Source organism: Streptomyces sp. NPDC059142 (assembly GCF_042755665.1).
In the GTDB taxonomy this organism is placed as follows: domain Bacteria; phylum Actinomycetota; class Actinomycetes; order Streptomycetales; family Streptomycetaceae; genus Streptomyces.
The window spans coordinates 36,796-54,726 of the sequence record NZ_JBHZDA010000044.1 but is presented as its reverse complement, the minus strand read 5'-3'; the positions used below and the strand labels follow the sequence as shown (position 1 = coordinate 54,726).

General features: G+C 72.7%; 12 protein-coding genes. 9 read left to right on the top strand and 3 right to left on the bottom strand.

The window, feature by feature from the left end; genetic code table 11:
- Positions 1-234 precede the first annotated feature (234 nt).
- Both ACFXPK_RS17970 and ACFXPK_RS17965 read right to left on the bottom strand, forming a co-directional pair.
- Positions 235-1,836, bottom strand: coding sequence for a ferredoxin (locus tag ACFXPK_RS17970; RefSeq protein WP_385076367.1), 1,602 nt, complete (start codon positions 1,834-1,836; stop codon positions 235-237).
- Positions 1,833-3,671 (bottom strand): hypothetical protein, encoded by a 1,839-nt coding sequence (locus ACFXPK_RS17965; protein ID WP_385076364.1) that lies wholly within the window; start codon positions 3,669-3,671, stop codon positions 1,833-1,835. Before ACFXPK_RS17965 ends, ACFXPK_RS17970 begins: the two co-directional genes overlap by 4 nt.
- Positions 3,672-4,122: 451 nt before the next feature.
- Between ACFXPK_RS17965 and leuS the strand changes: the two genes are divergently transcribed.
- The 8 genes from leuS to holA all read left to right on the top strand — a co-directional run bounded on the left by leuS (position 4,123) and on the right by holA (position 15,184).
- On the top strand, positions 4,123-7,047 hold the full coding sequence (gene leuS / locus ACFXPK_RS17960) for a leucine--tRNA ligase (RefSeq protein ID WP_385076361.1): 2,925 nt from the start codon (positions 4,123-4,125) through the stop codon (positions 7,045-7,047).
- Positions 7,048-7,300: 253 nt separating this feature from the next.
- The gene (locus ACFXPK_RS17955) at positions 7,301-8,053 is read left to right on the top strand and encodes a hypothetical protein (RefSeq protein WP_385076359.1); all 753 of its coding nucleotides are present in this window, start codon (positions 7,301-7,303) and stop codon (positions 8,051-8,053) included.
- A 79-nt stretch (positions 8,054-8,132) separates the two neighbouring features.
- A complete protein-coding gene (locus ACFXPK_RS17950; protein ID WP_384990589.1) occupies positions 8,133-8,978 on the top strand; it encodes a DegV family protein in 846 nt (281 codons plus the stop codon).
- 217 nt (positions 8,979-9,195) lie between these two features.
- Complete coding sequence (locus ACFXPK_RS17945) at positions 9,196-10,260, top strand: helix-hairpin-helix domain-containing protein (RefSeq protein WP_385076356.1); 1,065 nt, start codon at positions 9,196-9,198, stop codon at positions 10,258-10,260.
- Positions 10,257-12,785 carry a ComEC/Rec2 family competence protein gene (locus ACFXPK_RS17940; RefSeq protein WP_385076354.1) on the top strand — a complete coding sequence of 843 codons (2,529 nt, stop codon included), beginning with the start codon at positions 10,257-10,259 and terminating at the stop codon, positions 12,783-12,785. Before ACFXPK_RS17945 ends, ACFXPK_RS17940 begins: the two co-directional genes overlap by 4 nt.
- Positions 12,786-12,933: 148 nt before the next feature.
- Complete coding sequence (locus ACFXPK_RS17935) at positions 12,934-13,815, top strand: YceI family protein (RefSeq protein WP_384990581.1); 882 nt, start codon at positions 12,934-12,936, stop codon at positions 13,813-13,815.
- 85 nt (positions 13,816-13,900) lie between these two features.
- Positions 13,901-14,146, top strand: coding sequence for a hypothetical protein (locus ACFXPK_RS17930; RefSeq protein ID WP_329827154.1), 246 nt, complete (start codon positions 13,901-13,903; stop codon positions 14,144-14,146).
- Between the two features lie 39 nt (positions 14,147-14,185).
- Complete coding sequence (gene holA / locus ACFXPK_RS17925; protein WP_384990578.1) at positions 14,186-15,184, top strand: DNA polymerase III subunit delta; 999 nt, start codon at positions 14,186-14,188, stop codon at positions 15,182-15,184.
- A 292-nt stretch (positions 15,185-15,476) separates the two neighbouring features.
- On the opposite strand, the gene rpsT is transcribed toward holA, so the two are convergent.
- Complete coding sequence (gene rpsT, locus ACFXPK_RS17920) at positions 15,477-15,743, bottom strand: 30S ribosomal protein S20 (RefSeq protein ID WP_385076350.1); 267 nt, start codon at positions 15,741-15,743, stop codon at positions 15,477-15,479.
- A gap of 232 nt (positions 15,744-15,975) precedes the next feature.
- Here rpsT and lepA point away from each other — a divergent pair, with 232 nt between their 5' ends.
- Complete coding sequence (gene lepA / locus ACFXPK_RS17915; protein WP_384990576.1) at positions 15,976-17,844, top strand: translation elongation factor 4; 1,869 nt, start codon at positions 15,976-15,978, stop codon at positions 17,842-17,844.
- Positions 17,845-17,931 lie beyond the last annotated feature (87 nt).

Below are 17,931 nucleotides of genomic sequence, written 5' to 3'. Positions count from 1 at the left end.
TCTTGTCTAGATATCTCTTACACATTATATGTGCTAGTTACATGTGCTCGTCTCGAGCGCCCGCGCGCCGCCCCCCGCCCGACCCCCCCCCGGCTTCTTCGTGTGTCCGCTTTTCTGTGTACGTCCGCTTTTCCCGTGGTGCCTCTGATGCGTCTGGTGCCCTTGGTGCCCCAGGAGCCGGTGGACCGGCGGGCCCGGAGCGGGGCCCGCCGGCACGCACGCGCGTGCGCTCGTTCAGCCGCGGCCCCGGCCGAGGGCCTTGCGCCCGCCGCCCGGCGGCAGCGCCGCGCGCGAGGACTCCTGGCGCGGCGCCGGCGTGGGAGCCGTCTGCTCCAGCCGGAGCGCCAGAGCGGGGCACCGCCGTACGGCGCGCTGCGCGGCCCCCTGGAGGTGCATCGGGACATCCGCCTTGGCGGGCGTGGGGAAGCCGTCCGGGCTCATCCGGAACAGCTCCGGGAGGATGTCCGCGCACAGGCCGTGGCCCTGGCAGAGCGTCCAGTCGATGGCGAGCCTGCCGCCGCTCGGGATGGACTCGACCTCGTCCTGGTAGCCGGGGTTGGGCAGCGGCAGCACCCCGGTCGTCTCGCGTCCGCAGCCGCCGTTGAGCACATGCGCCGCGAGGTCGTCCGTGAACGCCGACAGGGTGGAGGAGAAGAAGCGCGCGGAGCCGTCGGGGTGCTGGCACGCGCCGCGCTTCTTGACCGACTGGGTGACCGCGCGCAGCGCCTCCAGGGCCGCCTGGCCGCCGCCGTTGATCACATCGGCGAGACCGCCGGCCGCCGCGGGCAGACCGAGCTTGCAGGGCCCGCACTGCCCCGCCGTCTCGGCGGCGAGCCAGTTGGCGACCCGGAGCGCCTCGCCCAGCGGGCAGGTCTCGGGGCCGATCGGCAGGATCGCGCCCGCGCCCAGCGCGCCGCCGAACGACTTGAAGGACTCCTTCGAGATCACGGCCTCGTGGGCGGCGATCGCGTCCATCCAGTTGCCGTGGTAGCCACCGGTCAGGACGCCCTGGGGCATCGGCGGGGCCCCGGCCATCTGGAGGATGTAGCGCAGCGGCACGCCCGAGGGCGCCTCGATGACCATGGGCCTGGCGACCGCGCCGGAGATGGTGAGCATGACCGTGCCGGGCTCGGTCTCCAGCCCGGTGTGGGCGTAGCGGCGGGCGCCGATCCGCGCGCCGACGGCGAGTTGGGCGAAGGTCTCCGCGTTCGAGAGCAGCGTTGGCAGGCCGCCGACGCCGGACTCCGCCGCGCGCTCACGACGGCCCGGCGGCTTGGCGGGCCCGCCGTTGATGGCCCGGATCACCGAGGACGCCTCGCCCGAGACCATGCGCTCGGGGGTACGGACGACCTTGGCGCGCAGTTGCTGGCCGCGCCGGTCGGAGAGGCCGCGCTCGGCGAGGGCCGCACGGATCGAGACCTCGGTGGAGTTCCTGGTCACGGCGATGACCAGGGTGCGCGCGCCCAGGGCCTCGGCGGCCAGCAGAGCGCCGTCGAGGATCAGGTGCGGCGCCCGGTTGAGCATCACCGTGTCCTTGCGGCAGGGCGGTTCGCCCTCGCTGCCGTTGACGACGACGACCGGCCGGACGCCGCGGCTGATCGCCGACTTGGCGACGGCCCGGAGCTTTCTGTGGAAGGGGAAGCCCGCGCCGCCGCGGCCGGTCAGGGATATGTTCTCGGCGAGCTGGGCCAGCCGCTCGCCGGTCATCGCCTCCAGCGGACCGTGCACCTTGAGGTGCATGGGCAGGTCGAGGCGTTCGACGAGGTCGAATCCCTGAGTGAGCTGGGGGAGGCCGACGACACGGACTTCGGGGACATCGGGGAGAGGGGCGTTCACGGTCGGTCTCCTGCGGGTGCCTGCCAGGGTTCCCCGGCCGGGGGCGGATAGAGGGGGCCCGGGGTGGCCGCCTCGTCGTACGGGAAGGGTCCCGGTCCGGGCTGAGCGGGTCCTGCCTGCGGCCGGCCGTCGTAGGGCTGACCGTCGTAGGCGGGTACGGAGCCGGTGTCGTACGGAGGGACGGCGCCCGTGCCGTACGCAGGGACCGAGCCCGTGTCGTACGTCGGGGCGGGGCCGTTGCCGTAGGGGGACGCGCCGTCGGGCCCGTAGGGGGAACCGGTGCCGTACGCGGTGGCGCCGCCCGGGTCGAAGGCGGGGGTGGCCCCGGTGTCGTACTGCGGGTTCTGCTGGCCCGGAGGGGTCGCCCCCGGGTTGTACTGCGGGACCGCCCCGGTGTCGTACGGCTGGTTCTGGCCGCCGGTGCGGCCTCCGTCGTAGAGGGGCGTGGCCCCGGTGTCGTACGGGGTGGCCTGGCCCGTGCCGTACCCGGGGTACTGGGGGGTCGCGCCGGTGTCGTACGGCTGGTTCCGGCCGCCGTTCTGGCCGCCGTCGTACGTGGGGAGCGCCCCCGTGTCGTACGGGGCCGCCGGGGGCTGGGTGAACGCCTGCGCGGGCCGGGGCGGCGAGGGGGCGGGCCAGGAGCCGGGCGCTCCCGCGGGCTCGTCCTGGATGACCGGCAGCTCCTCGGTCATGGGGATGCGCTCGGCGAAGGGGATGTCACCGCCCTGCTGACCTCCGGCCTGGGGGGAACCGGGGGGCTGCGCGGGCATCCGGGTGGTCGCGTCCATGGACATGGCGCGGTAGCCGGCGGAGATCCCCGTACCGCTCTCCTGGCCGCGGTCGGAGCCGGGCCCTGGGAAGCCGTCGCCGCCCCGTGGAGCGACGAACGTGTCGGCGAGGGGGTCCGCGGCCCCGCGCGGGTCCGCGGCCGGTGTGGCCTCGTACAGCGGCGGCGACGGGGCCGCGAGCCGCGGGGGTGTGCGTCCCCCGCCCAGCGGGGCGGAGAGCGAGGCGGAGGCGATCGGGTCCTGCTGCGGCCTGGCCTGGTACTCGCGCTGCGGCGGGATGCCGCTGGCACCGGGCAGGGGAGAGGCCGAGAGGTCGCGGAGCCCGGAGCCGGACTCCTTCGTCTCGACGGTGGCGCCGGTCATCGAGACGATCCGTTCGGCGACGCGCCGCTGGACATGGCGGGGGAGCAGCCGCAGGGAGACGACCCCGGCGACCCCGAGGACGGTCATGGAATACATCACAGTGACGTAGGTAGCCGCGGGACGTCCTGTGAAGAGTCCGTGAATCAGGGCGAAACACCACGCCGGATAGGCCACCATGTGGATCGCCCGCCAGCGGGCGGCGTACTTGCCGGGAAGGGCGAAGACGCTGCGCATGGCGCCGGTCGTGCCGGCCACGATCATCAGCAGTCCGGCGAGGGAGCCGAAGCCGATGAGGCCGTTCGTACCGGAGACACCCAGGCCGAAGGGGAGCAGGGCGCCGATGAGGGCGACCTTGCCAAGAGTGATCTTGATGGTGACATGAAGCAGCAGGAAGCCGATCGAGGCGACGGCCGTCGCCCGGTGGATGCCCTGGGCCAGCAGCCGCTGCCGTGGCGCGAGGAGCAGCCGGTCGGTGGCTATCAGACCCCAAACGACCGCCCCGGACAGCGACAGCAGTGACAGCACGCCCGCGCCGAAGTCGATGAAGGCCTGGAAAGCGTCGCCTCCTACGACGGCGAGTAGTGGGACGAGTACCAGTGCTACGGCGGTCGCGATCCCCTGGATCGCCCGGCTGTTGCCGGACTCGGGATTGGGCGACGCGCCGGACTTGCGTGGAAGGTTCATAGGGGGCAACTCCGAAGGGCTCGGGAAAGCGGTCCCGCTGCCGCATGCTAAGTGGAGCCATACCGGTCAGTACCCGGTTTGCAGGTTTAGCCAGGTGAAGGTGAGTTATCCGACTCCGCCGTTGCCCTGATAGGTCCGATACGCGGAGTAAGGCGGTCAGTTGGGCCTCACCACGTGATCGCCCGCCGGTCCTCCCGGGGGTCCGCGAGGGCGGATCGTGCGCGTGGATCGGGCACTGCGGTACCCTGACGCCATGCGTGCCGTACGCCTTCTGCTTAGCGGGCCGCGCTGACCAGTCCCGACCGATGACCGATCCGGTCGGAGTCGGCGCGGCGTCCCCTCCTGTGTGAGGGGCATTTTTCTTTCGCTGACCGGTTGGACCGGTGTGGCCCTGTGCCGCCCGGTGGGCCGGCCCCGCTGGCAGAGACGATCGATGGAGCTTCAGGACACCATGAGCGAGACGAATCCGGCCGCCGCTTCCGGCGCCGCTGCTTCCGCCGCTGCCGAGACGGCAGCTCCGCACCGCTACACCGCCGCCATGGCCGCGGACATCGAAGCGCGCTGGCAGGACTTCTGGGATGCCCGGGGCACGTACGAGGCACCGAACCCGACGGGCGAGCTGGCCGGCGACCCCGAGCTGGCGGCCAGGCCCAAGAAGTTCATCATGGACATGTTCCCCTACCCCTCGGGCAGCGGACTGCACGTCGGGCACCCGCTGGGCTACATCGCCACCGACGTGTTCGCCCGTCATCAGCGCATGACCGGCCACAACGTCCTGCACACCCTGGGCTTCGACGCGTTCGGCCTGCCCGCCGAGCAGTACGCGGTCCAGACCGGCACGCACCCCCGGGCCTCCACCGAGGCCAACATGGAGAACATGAAGGTCCAGCTCCGCAGGCTGGGCCTGGGCCACGACCGGCGCCGCTCCTTCGCCACGATCGACCCGGACTACTACAAGTGGACCCAGTGGATCTTCGTACAGATCTTCAACTCCTGGTACGACCCGGAGGCGGACCGCGCGCGCCCCGTCGAGACGCTGGTCGCGCAGTTCGAGAGCGGGGAGCGCGCGACGCCCGACGGGCGCCCCTGGAGTGAGCTGAGCGCCCCCGAGCGCGCCGATGTGCTGGGCGGCTACCGGCTGGCGTACGCCTCCGACGCCCCCGTCAACTGGTGCCCCGGCCTGGGCACGGTGCTGGCCAACGAGGAGGTCACCGCCGACGGCCGCTCCGAGCGCGGCAACTACCCGGTCTTCAAGGCGAAGCTGCGCCAGTGGAACATGCGCATCACCGCCTACGCCGACCGGCTGCTGAACGATCTGGACGCCCTGGACTGGCCCGAGGCCATCAAGCTCCAGCAGCGCAACTGGATCGGCCGCAGCGAGGGCGCCCGGGTCGACTTCCCGGTGACGGACGCGGCCGGCGAGACCGCCGCGATCACGGTCTTCACGACCCGTCAGGACACCCTGTTCGGCGCCACGTACATGGTGCTGGCGCCCGAGCACGACCTCGTCGAGAAGATCATTCCGGCGGCCTGGCCCGAGGACACGCACGAGGTGTGGACGGGCGGTCACGCGACCCCCGCCGAGGCCGTCGGCGCGTACCGCAAGCAGGCCGCGGCCAAGTCCGACGTGGAGCGGCAGGCCGAGGCGAAGGACAAGACCGGCGTCTTCACCGGCGCGTACGCCACCAACCCGGTCAGCGGCGAGCGGCTGCCCGTCTTCATCGCCGACTACGTGCTGATGGGGTACGGCACCGGCGCGATCATGGCCGTACCGGCGCACGACAGCCGCGACTTCGCGTTCGCGCGCGCCTTCGAACTGCCGATGCGCTGCGTCGTCGCCCCCACGGACGACCGGTCGCTGGACCCCTCGGAGTGGGACGACGCGTTCTCCTCGTACGACGCTCCCCTCGTCAACTCGACGCGTACGGACCTCACCCTGGACGGCCTGGGCGTGGCCGAGGCCAAGGCGCGCGTCACCGACTGGCTGGCCGAGCGCGGCATCGGCGAGGGAACCGTCAACTTCCGGCTGCGCGACTGGCTCTTCAGCCGTCAGCGCTACTGGGGCGAGCCCTTCCCGATCGTCTACGACGAGGACGGCACGGCGCACGCGCTGCCCGAGTCGATGCTGCCGCTGGAACTGCCGGAGGTCGACGACTACTCGCCCCGTACGTTCGACCCGGACGACGCGGACACCCAGCCGGAGACGCCGCTCTCGCGGAACGCGGAGTGGGTCCACGTCGAACTGGACCTGGGGCAGGGCGAGGGCGTCAAGCGCTACCGCCGCGAGACCAACACCATGCCGAACTGGGCCGGTTCGTGCTGGTACGAGCTGCGCTACCTGGACCCGCACAACGACGAGAAGCTGGTCGACCCGGCCGTCGAGCAGTACTGGATGGGCCCGCGCGAGGGTCAGCCGCACGGCGGGGTGGACCTGTACGTGGGCGGCGCCGAGCACGCCGTACTGCACCTGCTGTACGCGCGGTTCTGGTCCAAGGTGCTCTTCGACCTGGGGCACATCTCCTCGGCCGAGCCGTTCCACAAGCTCTACAACCAGGGCATGATCCAGGCGTACGTCTACCGGGACAGCCGCGGTATCGCGGTGCCGGCGGCGGAGGTCGAGGAGCGCGACGGCGGCTACTGGTACCAGGGCGAGAAGGTCGGCCGGGTCCTGGGCAAGATGGGCAAGTCCCTGAAGAACGCCGTCACCCCCGACGAGATCTTCGCCGAGTACGGCGCCGACACGCTGCGGCTGTACGAGATGGCGATGGGCCCACTGGACGTCTCGCGTCCGTGGGACACGCGCGCGGTGGTCGGCCAGTTCCGGCTGCTCCAGCGGGTGTGGCGCAATGTGGTGGACGAGACGACCGGCGAGGTCACCGTCGTCGACACCGACCCCGCCGACATCGACACGGACACGCTGCGGGCGCTGCACAAGGCGATCGACGGGATCGTCCAGGACATGGCGGGGCTGCGCTTCAACACGGCCATCGCCAAGGTCACCGAGCTGAACAACCACCTGACCAAGACGGGCGCCCCGATCCCGCGCGCGGTCGCCGAGCCGCTGGTGCTGCTGCTCGCGCCGCTGGCCCCGCATGTCGCCGAGGAGCTGTGGCACAAGCTGGGACACACCGACTCGGTCGTCCACCGGGACTTCCCGGTCGCCGACCCGGCCTACGTCGTGGACGAGTCCGTGACCTGCGTCGTCCAGGTCAAGGGCAAGGTCAAGGCGCGGCTGGAGGTCTCCCCGTCGATCACCGACGAGGAGCTGGAGAAGCTGGCACTGGGTGACGCGGGCGTGGTCGCGGCGCTGGGCGGGGCGGGCATCCGGAAGGTGATCGTGCGGGCGCCGAAGCTGGTGAACATCGTGCCCGCCTGACCGGGCACATCGCGCGTCGGCCGGGCCGGGCATATCGCACCGGCTGGGCCGGGCAGGTCGCGTCGGCCGGGCCGGGCGTACCAGGTGCGGTCCGACGAGGTGCGGCGCGTCCGTCCGACCGGGCGCCGACGCGCTCGCGCACGGCGTACCCAGGGCTTTCCCCTACGGGCAGGTTGGGGGTTCCGATGGAACCCACAGCCTGCCCGTTCCGTTTACGGTGGAAGGGACACGACCTACAGCGAAGGGGCGCTCCATGGACGTCGCGATCACGATCATGGCGTTGCTCTTCGTCGCCTTCATGGCGCTGGGGGTGTACGCGGGCGTCAAGGCGGTCGGCGCCGCCAAGCGGGGCGTGGACCGTACGATCTCGCAGGCCCGCCGCACGGTGGAGGACACGGCCCTGCGGGCGAAGAGCCTGGGCCAGCCCGGTACGGCCGGGGAGCTGGCCCAGCTACGGCTGAGGCTGCGCACCTCGATGCGCGCCACCCAGGACGCGCTCCAGGCGGGCGTGGCGGAGGACGCCTCCCTCGCCGAGTCGATCCAGCTGTTCGAGCGGCTGAGTGTGCACGGCCGGGAGCTCGACGACGAACTGCGCCAACTGGAGCGGGACCCCGACCGGAGCAGGGTCGGACAGCGGCTCACGGAGCTGCGGGAGCGTACCGACCGGATCACCCACTCCGCGGACTCGCTGCGCTGGGCCGCGCGGGACCGCGCGCGGCAGTTCTCCGAGGACGACCTGTCGGCGCTGAGCGCGCAGATCGACGTGGAGTCCGGGGCGCTGCGGCACTGGTCGACGGAGCCCGCGGAGCCCGCCGCGTGGTCGGGGCCGACGGACCGGGCGGCCCGGCCGACGGCTCCGGGGGAGCGGGCGACCGAGGGCGACCGGGACCAGCCGGTGCCGCCGTCCGCCGTGGGGGAGCGGCCGGAGGCCATCGAGCCGCCCGATCCGCGGCGCGCGACCACCTACCCCTGGCAGAAGCAGGCCAGGCCCGAGACGACGAACTGACCGTGTACCAGGGCCGGAACCGAACAGTGGGGCGGGGCCGGGCTGCCGCCCCATGAGGACGACGGGTAACCTCCGGCTCATGTCCCGCCATGTCGCGATCGTCACCGATTCCACGGCCTACCTGCCGCCGCAGACGATGGAACGGCACGGCATCACCGCGGTGCCGCTGACCGTCGTGCTCGGGGACCGCGCGCTGGAAGAGGGCACGGAGATCTCGGCCCGTTCACTGGCTCTGGCGCTCCAGAAGCGGACGTCCGTGACCACGTCCCGGCCGAGCCCCGAGGTCTTCGCCGCCGCCTACCGGGCCGCGGCGGAAGCCGGGGCCACGGAGATCGTCTCGCTCCATCTGTCGGCCGAGTTCTCCGGCACGTACGACGCCGCCGTGCTCGCCGCCAGGGAGGCGCCCGTACCGGTACGGGTGGTGGACACCGGCATGGTGGCGATGGCGCTCGGATTCTGCGCGCTGGCGGCGGCCGAGGCCGCGGAGGACGACGGCACACTCGACGAGGCGGTGGCCGCCGCCGAGAAGCGGGCCGCGGGCACCACCGCCTATTTCTATGTCGACACCCTGGACTATCTGCGCCGGGGCGGCCGGATCGGCGCCGCGCAGGCGCTGTTCGGCTCGGCGCTCGCGGTGAAGCCGCTGCTCCAGCTCGACGGCGGGCGCATCGAGATGCTGGAGAAGGTACGGACGGCGTCGAAGGCGATCGCCCGGCTGGAGGAGATCGTCGCCGAGCGGGCCGGCACCGGCCGGGTGGACATCGCGGTGCACCATCTCGCCGCGCCGGAACGGGCCGCGACGCTCGCCGAGCGGCTGCGCGAGCGGCTGCCGGGGCTGGTGGACCTGCATGTCAGCGAGGTCGGCGCGGTGATCGGGGCGCACACGGGACCGGGGCTGCTGGGGGCTGTGATCTCCCCGCGCTGACGGGGCACGGGTGTTCTCGGGCCCGATCCGTCTCCTCGTCTCCTCGTCTCCTCGTCTCCTCGTCTCTTCATCCGGATCCGGGGCTGTCCGGGGGCTGTTCCCTGCTCCATGCATTACTCCCTCGTTCGGGTGGCCGAGTTATCCACAACTGGTGGGTTATCCACTGGAATTCGGGGCGCTCAGCGCGATCGGGCCGGGGTGCCTACCGTTCTGAGGCATGACGCTCCGAACACGCTCCGTGACCAGCGGCCCGGGTCGCTCTCCCGGCTCCGACGGCCGTGCCCGCCACGGCCGCCACCGCACCCGCCCCCGCTCCCCCTCCCGGCTCCGTGCCCGCGCGGTGGTCGGTACCGGAGTGCCGGTCCGCGGGGGCACACGTGCGGCGCCCGGCCCCGGGCTTGCGTCCGCGCCCCCGGCGCCGGTCGCTCCCGCGAAGGAGCCGCGCCGCCGGGCGGCCGCGCTCTTCCCGGCGGCCCCGGTGGACGCTCCGGAGCCCTCCGATCCGCACAAGGGTGAGCGGAGGCGGGCGTGGGCCGGGGCGCTGGTGGCGGTGCGTGAGCGGCTGCCGCTGTGGGTCCAGCTCCGGTGCGGTCTGGAGCTGCGGACACTGGGCGCGCTGGCGGTGGTGCTGGTGGTGGCGGCCGGGCTCGCGCTCCAGCACTTCTGGACCGGGCGCCCGCAGCCCGTCCGGGCCCCCGGGACGGTCCACGCGGACGCCGCCGCCGGCGAGATGCCCACGGGGCTGCCCGGACCGCTGCCGAGCGCCGTCGTGCCCGAGCCGCCGCCCCCGCCCGGGACGGCCCGGATCGTGGTGGACATCGGGGGCAAGGTGCGGGAGCCGGGTGTTCTGCGGCTGCCCGCGGGATCGCGGGTCGCCGACGCGCTGCGGGCCGCCGGGGGCGTCGAACCGGGCGCCGATCTCACCGGGCTCAACCGGGCCCGGCTGCTCCTGGACGGTGAGCAGGTGGTGGTCGACGGGCCCGCACCGCCGGGCGCGGCCCTTGGCGGCGTGCCGGGCGTCCCCGGCGGAGGCGGGGCGGGCGCTGCGGTGGGATTCGCTCCCGGCGCGGTGCCGGGTGGGCCGCAGGCCGGGCCTGTCAGCCTCAACACCGCCACACCGGAGCAGCTCGACACGCTCCCCGGCGTCGGGCCCGTGCTCGCGCGGCACATCATCGACTACCGCACCCAGCACGGCGGTTTCCGCTCCGTCGACGAGCTGCGCGAGGTCAACGGCATCGGTGACCGCAAGTTCGCCGACCTCCAGCCGCTCGTACGGCCATGACGCGCACCGAGACCCGGCGGGGCCCCGAGACCCGGCGGCGCCCCGAGGTCCGGCGGAAGGCCGAGTCCCGCTCGCCGGAGGCCGATCAGGACCAGGAGGGCCCCGCCGATCTCCGGCTCCTGCCGCCCGCGCTGGCGGCCTGGGGCGCGGCCGCCCTGGCCCTGGGCGTCCCGGGCCGCTGGACCGTGCTCGGGGTGCTGGGCGCGCTGCTCGCCTGTGCGCTGCTCCTGGTGCGGCGGGGCGCCGCGCGCGGGCCCCGGCTCACCGGGGTGGCCGCAGCGGGCGTGCTGCTCTGCGCCGCCGCCGGGGCCGCCTCCGCCGGGCTGCACGGCGCGGACACCCGGCGCGGGCCCGTGCCCGGTCTCGCCGAGCGATACGCGTCGGTCACCGCGGAGCTGACGGTCACCTCCGACCCACGGCGCACCCGGCCCAGGCCCGGGGGCGACCGGACGGCCGGGGGCGGGTTCGTCCTCGACGGGGAGATCACCCGGGTCACGCCGGTACGGGGCGGGGCCAGCGAGGTCCGTACGCCCGTCCTGGTGATCGTCCCGCCCGGCGAGCACCCCGACAGGTGGCAGCGGCTGCTGCCGTCCACCCGGCTGCGGCTGACCGGCCGGCTGGCGCCCCCGTCGCACAGCGACGACCGCTACGCGGCGGCCCTGCGGGTCACGGGAAAAGGCGTCCCGACGGTGACAGGGCCGCCCACCCGCGTCCAGCGCACGGCCGGGGCGCTCCGCGCGGGGCTGCGCGCGGCGACCGAGGGGCTGCCGCCCGACGCCCGCGCCCTGCTGCCTGGGTTGGTCGTCGGGGACACCGAGCGGATCACACCCGAACTGCACGACGCCTTCGCCGCCACCGATCTGCTCCACCTCATGGCGGTCTCCGGGTCGAACCTGACGATCGTGCTCGTCCTGCTGATCGGCCCGCCGGGGCTGGCGCTGCGGGCCGAACGGCGCGGCCTCGCCCCGCGCCTGGGGATCTCGCTGCGGACCACCGCGCTGCTCGGTGGCGCGCTCACCCTGGCGTTCGTGGTCGTCTGCCGACCCGAGCCCAGCGTGCTGCGGGCCGCCGCCTGCGGGCTGATCACCCTCCTCGCCATCGGCACCGGCCGCCGCAGAACGCTGCTCCCCGCGCTGGCCGCCGCCGTTCTGCTGCTCGTCCTCCTCGACCCCTGGCTGGCCCGCAGCTACGGTTTCCTCCTCTCCGTGCTGGCCACCGGCGCCCTGCTCACCATCGGTCCGCGCTGGAGCGCGGCGCTGATCCGGCGCGGTGTGCCGCCCAGGCTCGCGGAGGCGCTGGCCGCCGCCGGGGCCGCGCAGGCGGTCTGCGCGCCCGTGGTGGCCGTGTTCGCGGCGCGGGTCAGTCTCGTTGCCATCCCCTGCAACCTCTTCGCGGAGCTGGCGGTCGCCCCGGCCACGGTTCTCGGCTTCGCCGCGCTCGCCCTGGCGCCGGTGGCGCTGCCCGCCGCCGAACTGCTGGCCCGGTGCGCGGGCTGGCCGGCCGGATGGATCGCGTCCGTCGCCCGGGGCGGCGCCGCGCTGCCCGGCGCCCAGACGGAGTGGCCCGGCGGCTGGCGGGGCGGGGCGCTGCTCGCCGCCCTCACCGTCCTTGTCGTTCTCGCCGCCCGGCGGATCCCGCGCCACCCCTGGGCCGCCGCGCTCTGCGCCGTGCTCCTGCTGCTCGCGATCGTGCGGCCGCCGCCGTTCACCCGGATCGTCACCGGCTGGCCGCCGCCGGGCTGGACGTTCGCGATGTGCGACGTCGGCCAGGGCGACGCGACCGTGATCGCCGCCGGGGACGCCACCGCCGTGGTGGTGGACACCGGTCCCGACCCCGGGCCCGTCGACCGGTGCCTGCGGGAACTCGGCGTCACCCGGATCCCGTTGCTGCTGCTCACCCACTTCCACGCCGACCATGTCGCCGGGCTGCCCGGGGTGCTGCGCGGGCGGGCGGTCGGCGCGATCCAGACCACGACCTTGCCCGAACCCCCGGAACAGGCCGCGTTCGTACGGCGCGTGGCCGGGGCGGCGCGGGTGCCCCTGGTCGGGGTGGTCCCGGGGGAGCGGCGGTCCGTCGGGGCGCTCGACTGGCGTGTGCTCTGGCCTCGGGCCGGGGTGCCACCGGCCGCCGCAGAGCCCAACGACTCCAGCGTCGCCCTGTTCGTACGGGTCGCCCGGGGCCCCACGCTGCTGCTCCTGGGCGATCTCGAACCACCCGCCCAGCGCGGACTGGCGCGGGACCATCCGACGCTGCCCCCGGTGGACGTCCTCAAGGTGGCCCACCACGGCTCGCCCCATCAGCACCCGGGGCTGCTCAGGGACGTACGCCCGCGGCTCGCGCTGATCTCCGCGGGCCGGGACAACCCGTACGGGCATCCCGCGCCCCGTACCGTCGAGGCGCTGCGCGCCGGGGGAGCGACGGTGCTGAGCACTGACCGGGACGGGGCGATCGCGGTGGTGGGCGCCGGGGCGGGGCTGCGGGCCGTTCCCAGGGGAGCGGAGACGGGACCGGGGGCGGGGCGGTGAGCTGTGACACCTGCGATCCCCAACCTGTCGGTACGTTTGCCTCGAACGGGGCAAGAGTGATCGAATGGTCGTTCGTCATGGGTCGCCGTTCCGACGACGTTCCGCGGTGCGGCCCCGTAGAGCCCGACCGCACAGGGGTACGCACGCCATGATCAGCCGCCTGCTCGGCCGACGGCCGGCCGCTCAGAAGCCCGGTCCGTTCGCCGGACTCTCCGTACCGCCCGGCGCCGGACTGCTCACCTGCCGCGTCATCGACCCGGTCGACGAGCCGGTCGGACAGGCCGAGTTCACGGTGAGCGACAGCAACGGCCGCAAGGTCGTGAGCGGGGAGACCGACCCGTTCGGGACGATGGTGGCGATGGTCCCCTTCGGGGAGTACCGGCTGGCGATATCCGCCGACAGCTTCACCCCGTTCCGCGGCAATGTGACCATCGGCGAAGGCCCCGACTCCGGCGGTCCGGGCGACATCACCCTCCAGGTGGCCCCGTCGCTGCCGCTGCCCGCGCCCGGTGACTGGGAGATCGAACCGGCCCACTCCCGGATCGGTTTCATCGCCCGTCACATCGGGCTGGCCCGGGTCCACGGCCGCTTCGACAACTTCGCCGGGGCGATCCGGGTCGGCGAGACGATGGAGCAGTCGGCGATGCATGTGGTCATCGGCGCCGCGTCGATCGACACCAGTGTGCAGATGCGCGACGACCACCTGCGCTCCGCCGACTTCCTCGACGTGGACAACTATCCGACGCTGGAGTTCTACAGCGACCGCTTCACCCACCGCGGCGGCAACAACTGGGGGATCACCGGCGCGCTCACCCTCCACGGCGTCACCCGCACCGTCACCCTCGACGCCCACTACCTCGGCATCGGCAACGGCATGGAGGGCGAGACCCGCGCGGCCGTCCGCGCCAGTACGGAGCTGCACCGCGAGGACTACACCGTCAACTGGCAGTCCATGCTGGCCCGGGGCATCGCGGTGGTCGGCTCCAGCATCAGGATCGAGATGGACATCCAGATCGTCCCCAAGACCTGACCTCATCCGACCCGACCTCACCCGACCTGACGGACCACGGACCCTGGCGGCCCACGGGCCCCGGCCGGCCTGGGAGAATACGGCCGTGAGCGATGTGAGACACGTACTGGTGCTGCCCGACCGCGACGCCGCGGAGGAGGTGGCGCAGGCGCTCGGCGAGCGCTTCCCGGTGACCGAGGAGCCCCAGCTCGTACGGGACGCCTTGGCCGGGGAGGACGACGCCGAGGACGCCCAGTGGCTGGTGGTCGTGGAGGACCCCGGGGCGCGGCTGGACTCCGCGGCCCTGGACGCCTTCGTCGCGGACTGGGACGGCTGGCGCGAGGCCCCGTAACTCCGTCACTGTCAGTGGGGCGTGAGATCGTGGACCACGATGGCCACCAGAAAAGCTTCCACCGACGATCCGCTCGCCCCGCTCACGCTCGCCGTGGGCCAGGAGGACCTGCTGCTCGACCGCGCCGTCCAGCAGGTCGTCGCGGCGGCCCGCGCCGCCGACGCCGACACGGACGTCCGCGATCTCACCTCCGACCAGCTCCAGCCCGGCACCCTCGCCGAGCTGACCAGCCCGTCGCTCTTCGCCGAGCGCAAGGTCGTCGTCGTACGGAACGCGCACGACCTCTCCGCCGACACGATCAAGGACGTCAAGGCGTATCTGGACGCGCCCGCCGAGGAGATCACCCTCGTCCTGCTGCACGCCGGGGGAGCCAAGGGCAAGGGGCTGCTGGACGCCGCCCGGAAGGCGGGGGCCCGTGAGGTCGCCTGCCCCAAGACGACCAAGCCCGCCGAGCGGCTGGGCTTCGTACGGTCGGAGTTCCGCGCGCTGGGCCGTTCGGCCACGCCCGAGGCGTGTCAGGCCCTGGTCGACTCGATCGGCAGTGATCTGCGCGAGCTGGCCAGCGCCGTCGGCCAGCTCGTGGCGGACATCGAGGGCACGATCGATGAGGCGGTCGTCGGGCGGTACTACACGGGCCGCGCCGAGGCGTCCAGCTTCAATGTCGCCGACCGCGCCGTGGAGGGCCGGGCGGCCGAGGCGCTGGAGGCGCTGCGCTGGTCGCTGTCGACCGGTGTCGCCCCCGTACTGATCACCAGCGCCCTCGCCCAGGGGGTGCGGGCCATCGGCAAGCTCTCCTCGGCCCGCGGCGGCCGGCCCGCCGATCTGGCGCGGGAGCTGGGGATGCCGCCGTGGAAGATCGACCGGGTGCGCCAGCAGATGCGCGGCTGGACACCGGACGGTGTGGCGACCGCGCTGCGGGCCGTCGCCGAGGCCGACGCGGGCGTCAAGGGCGGCGGGGACGATCCGGAGTTCGCGCTGGAGAGGGCGGTCGTCGCGATCGCCCGCGCGGCCCGCTCCGGCCGCCAGGGACCGGGCTGACACGCCCCCCGGAACCGGGCTGACACGCCCCCCGGGCCGCCCTCGGACACGCCCCCCAGGAACCGGGCTGACCCGCCCCCGGACCCACCGCAGCCCGCACACGCCGAAGGCCCTGGTGTCCGTTCCGGAAGAACGGGCCAGGGCCTTCGACTCAAGCTGTTCAGCTCATGAAGCTGATGAACTCGCACCCGCGTGGCGAACGCAGTCGCGTGCGAGTTCGGGGGTCGCCGGTCAGGAGCGGTAGAGAGGGCCCGCTGAGTCCCTTCCGGCGGTACATCGAGGAGACCGGGGCTCAGCTCTGGAGGGTGGCGACCTTGGAGGCCAGCGCCGACTTCTTGTTGGCGGCGGCGTTCTTGTGGATGACACCCTTCGAGACGGCCTTGTCGAGCTGACGGGACGCCTCGCGAGAAGCCGCGGTGGCCTTCTCGACGTCACCGGCGGCAGCGGCCTCGCGAGCCTTGCGGATCGCGGTCTTGAGCGACGACTTGACAGCCTTGTTGCGCAGGCGTGCCTTCTCGTTGGTCTTGTTCCGCTTGATCTGGGACTTGATGTTCGCCACGTTATGAGCCTTCTCAGCTTTGATGAATTCGTTGACTCGGTACAGCACCGTCCGGGCCGCGCCCCGCCGAGGCGGGACAAGAGAGACCTGGACGTAGCTAGTCAGGCTAGCAGCGACCCCACGACCGGCCCAAACCGGGCGCAGTCCCGCACCCGTGGGACCATGGAGCCTACGTATCGATCCGCGTCCACCCGAGACGAGACGCCGCGCGTCTCAAGAATCAGGACCCTGCGTGCCCGCGACCCCTCTCCACGTGCCCGAGCCGAGCCGTACGGACCCGGCGCTGCTCCGCAACTTCTGCATCATCGCCCACATCGACCACGGCAAGTCGACGCTGGCCGACCGGATGCTCCAGCTCACCGGAGTGGTCGACCAGCGGCAGATGCGCGCCCAGTACCTCGACCGGATGGACATCGAGCGCGAGCGCGGCATCACGATCAAGTCCCAGGCTGTCCGGCTGCCCTGGGCCCCCACGACGGGTGAGGGCCAGGGCACCACCCATGTCCTCAACATGATCGACACGCCGGGACACGTGGACTTCACCTACGAGGTCTCCCGTTCGCTCGCGGCCTGCGAGGGCACCGTCCTGCTGGTGGATGCCGCCCAGGGCATCGAGGCGCAGACGCTCGCCAACCTCTACCTGGCGATGGAGAACGACCTCACCATCGTCCCGGTGCTCAACAAGATCGACCTCCCGGCCGCGCAGCCGGAGAAGTTCTCCGAGGAGCTGGCGAACCTCATCGGCTGCCAGCCCGAGGACGTCCTGCGCGTCTCGGCGAAGACCGGTGTCGGTGTGGACGCCCTGCTCGACAAGGTCGTCAAGGAGGTCCCGCCGCCGGTCGGCGTCAAGGACGCCCCCGCCCGCGCGATGATCTTCGACTCGGTCTACGACTCCTACCGGGGGGTCGTGACGTACGTCCGTGTCATCGACGGCCAGCTCAACAAGCGTGAGCGGATCCGGATGATGTCCACCGGCGCCGCCCACGAGCTGCTGGAGATCGGGGTCTCCTCCCCGGAGATGACCCCGGCCGACGGCATCGGCGTCGGCGAGGTGGGCTACATCATCACCGGCGTGAAGGACGTACGGCAGTCCAAGGTCGGCGACACGATCACCACCCTGAACAAGGGGGCGACCGAGGCGCTCGGCGGCTACAAGGACCCCAAGCCGATGGTCTTCTCCGGCCTCTACCCGCTGGACGGCTCGGACTACCCCGAGCTGCGTGACGCCCTCGACAAGCTCCAGCTCAACGACGCCGCCCTGGTCTACGAGCCGGAGACCTCCGCGGCGCTCGGCTTCGGCTTCCGCGTCGGCTTCCTCGGCCTGCTCCACCTCGACGTGATCCGGGAGCGGCTGGAGCGCGAGTTCGGCCTCGACCTGATCGCCACCGCCCCCAACGTGGTCTACCGCGTGGAGATGGAGGACGGTACCGAGCACACGGTCACCAACCCGAGCGAGTTCCCCGAGGGCAAGATCGACTCGGTGCACGAGCCGGTCGTACGGGCCACGATCCTCGCCCCGAGCGAGTTCATCGGCGCGATCATGGAGCTGTGCCAGAGCCGGCGCGGCACCCTCCTCGGCATGGACTACCTCTCCGAGGACCGCGTCGAGATCCGCTACACCCTGCCGCTCGCCGAGATCGTCTTCGACTTCTTCGACCAGCTCAAGTCGAAGACCCGGGGCTACGCCTCGCTCGACTACGAGCCCACCGGCGAGCAGACCGCCAACCTCGTCAAGGTCGACATCCTCCTCCACGGCGACAAGGTGGACGCCTTCTCGGCGATCACCCACCGGGACCAGGCGTACGCGTACGGGGTGCGGCTCGTCGCCAAGCTCCGGGAGCTGATCCCGCGCCAGGCGTTCGAGGTGCCCATCCAGGCGGCCATCGGCTCCCGGGTGATCGCCCGCGAGACGATCCGCGCCATCCGCAAGGACGTCCTCGCCAAGTGCTACGGCGGTGACATCTCCCGGAAGCGGAAGCTGCTGGAGAAGCAGAAGGAGGGCAAGAAGCGCATGAAGATGGTCGGCAACGTGGAGGTCCCCCAGGAGGCGTTCATCGCGGTGCTCTCCAGCGACGACTCCGGCGGCAAGGCGAAGAAGTAGAGGAAGCAACGGACGCGAGCAACGGACGCGGCCGTTCCGATGCCGATCCGATGGCGCTACGGGCCCCCACACCGCGGTGTGGGGGCC

Bases quoted from the DNA above. Each gene is read 5' to 3' on its own strand.
- ACFXPK_RS17955 (WP_385076359.1), top strand. From the start codon at position 7,301: ATGGACGTCGCGATCACGATCATGGCGTTGCTCTTCGTCGCCTTCATG.
- ACFXPK_RS17935 (WP_384990581.1), top strand. From the start codon at position 12,934: ATGATCAGCCGCCTGCTCGGCCGACGGCCGGCCGCTCAGAAGCCCGGT.
- ACFXPK_RS17945 (WP_385076356.1), top strand. From the start codon at position 9,196: ATGACGCTCCGAACACGCTCCGTGACCAGCGGCCCGGGTCGCTCTCCC.
- ACFXPK_RS17940 (WP_385076354.1), top strand. From the start codon at position 10,257: ATGACGCGCACCGAGACCCGGCGGGGCCCCGAGACCCGGCGGCGCCCC.
- leuS (WP_385076361.1), top strand. From the start codon at position 4,123: ATGAGCGAGACGAATCCGGCCGCCGCTTCCGGCGCCGCTGCTTCCGCC.
- holA (WP_384990578.1), top strand. From the start codon at position 14,186: ATGGCCACCAGAAAAGCTTCCACCGACGATCCGCTCGCCCCGCTCACG.
- ACFXPK_RS17965 (WP_385076364.1), bottom strand. From the start codon at position 3,671: ATGAACCTTCCACGCAAGTCCGGCGCGTCGCCCAATCCCGAGTCCGGC.
- ACFXPK_RS17950 (WP_384990589.1), top strand. From the start codon at position 8,133: ATGTCCCGCCATGTCGCGATCGTCACCGATTCCACGGCCTACCTGCCG.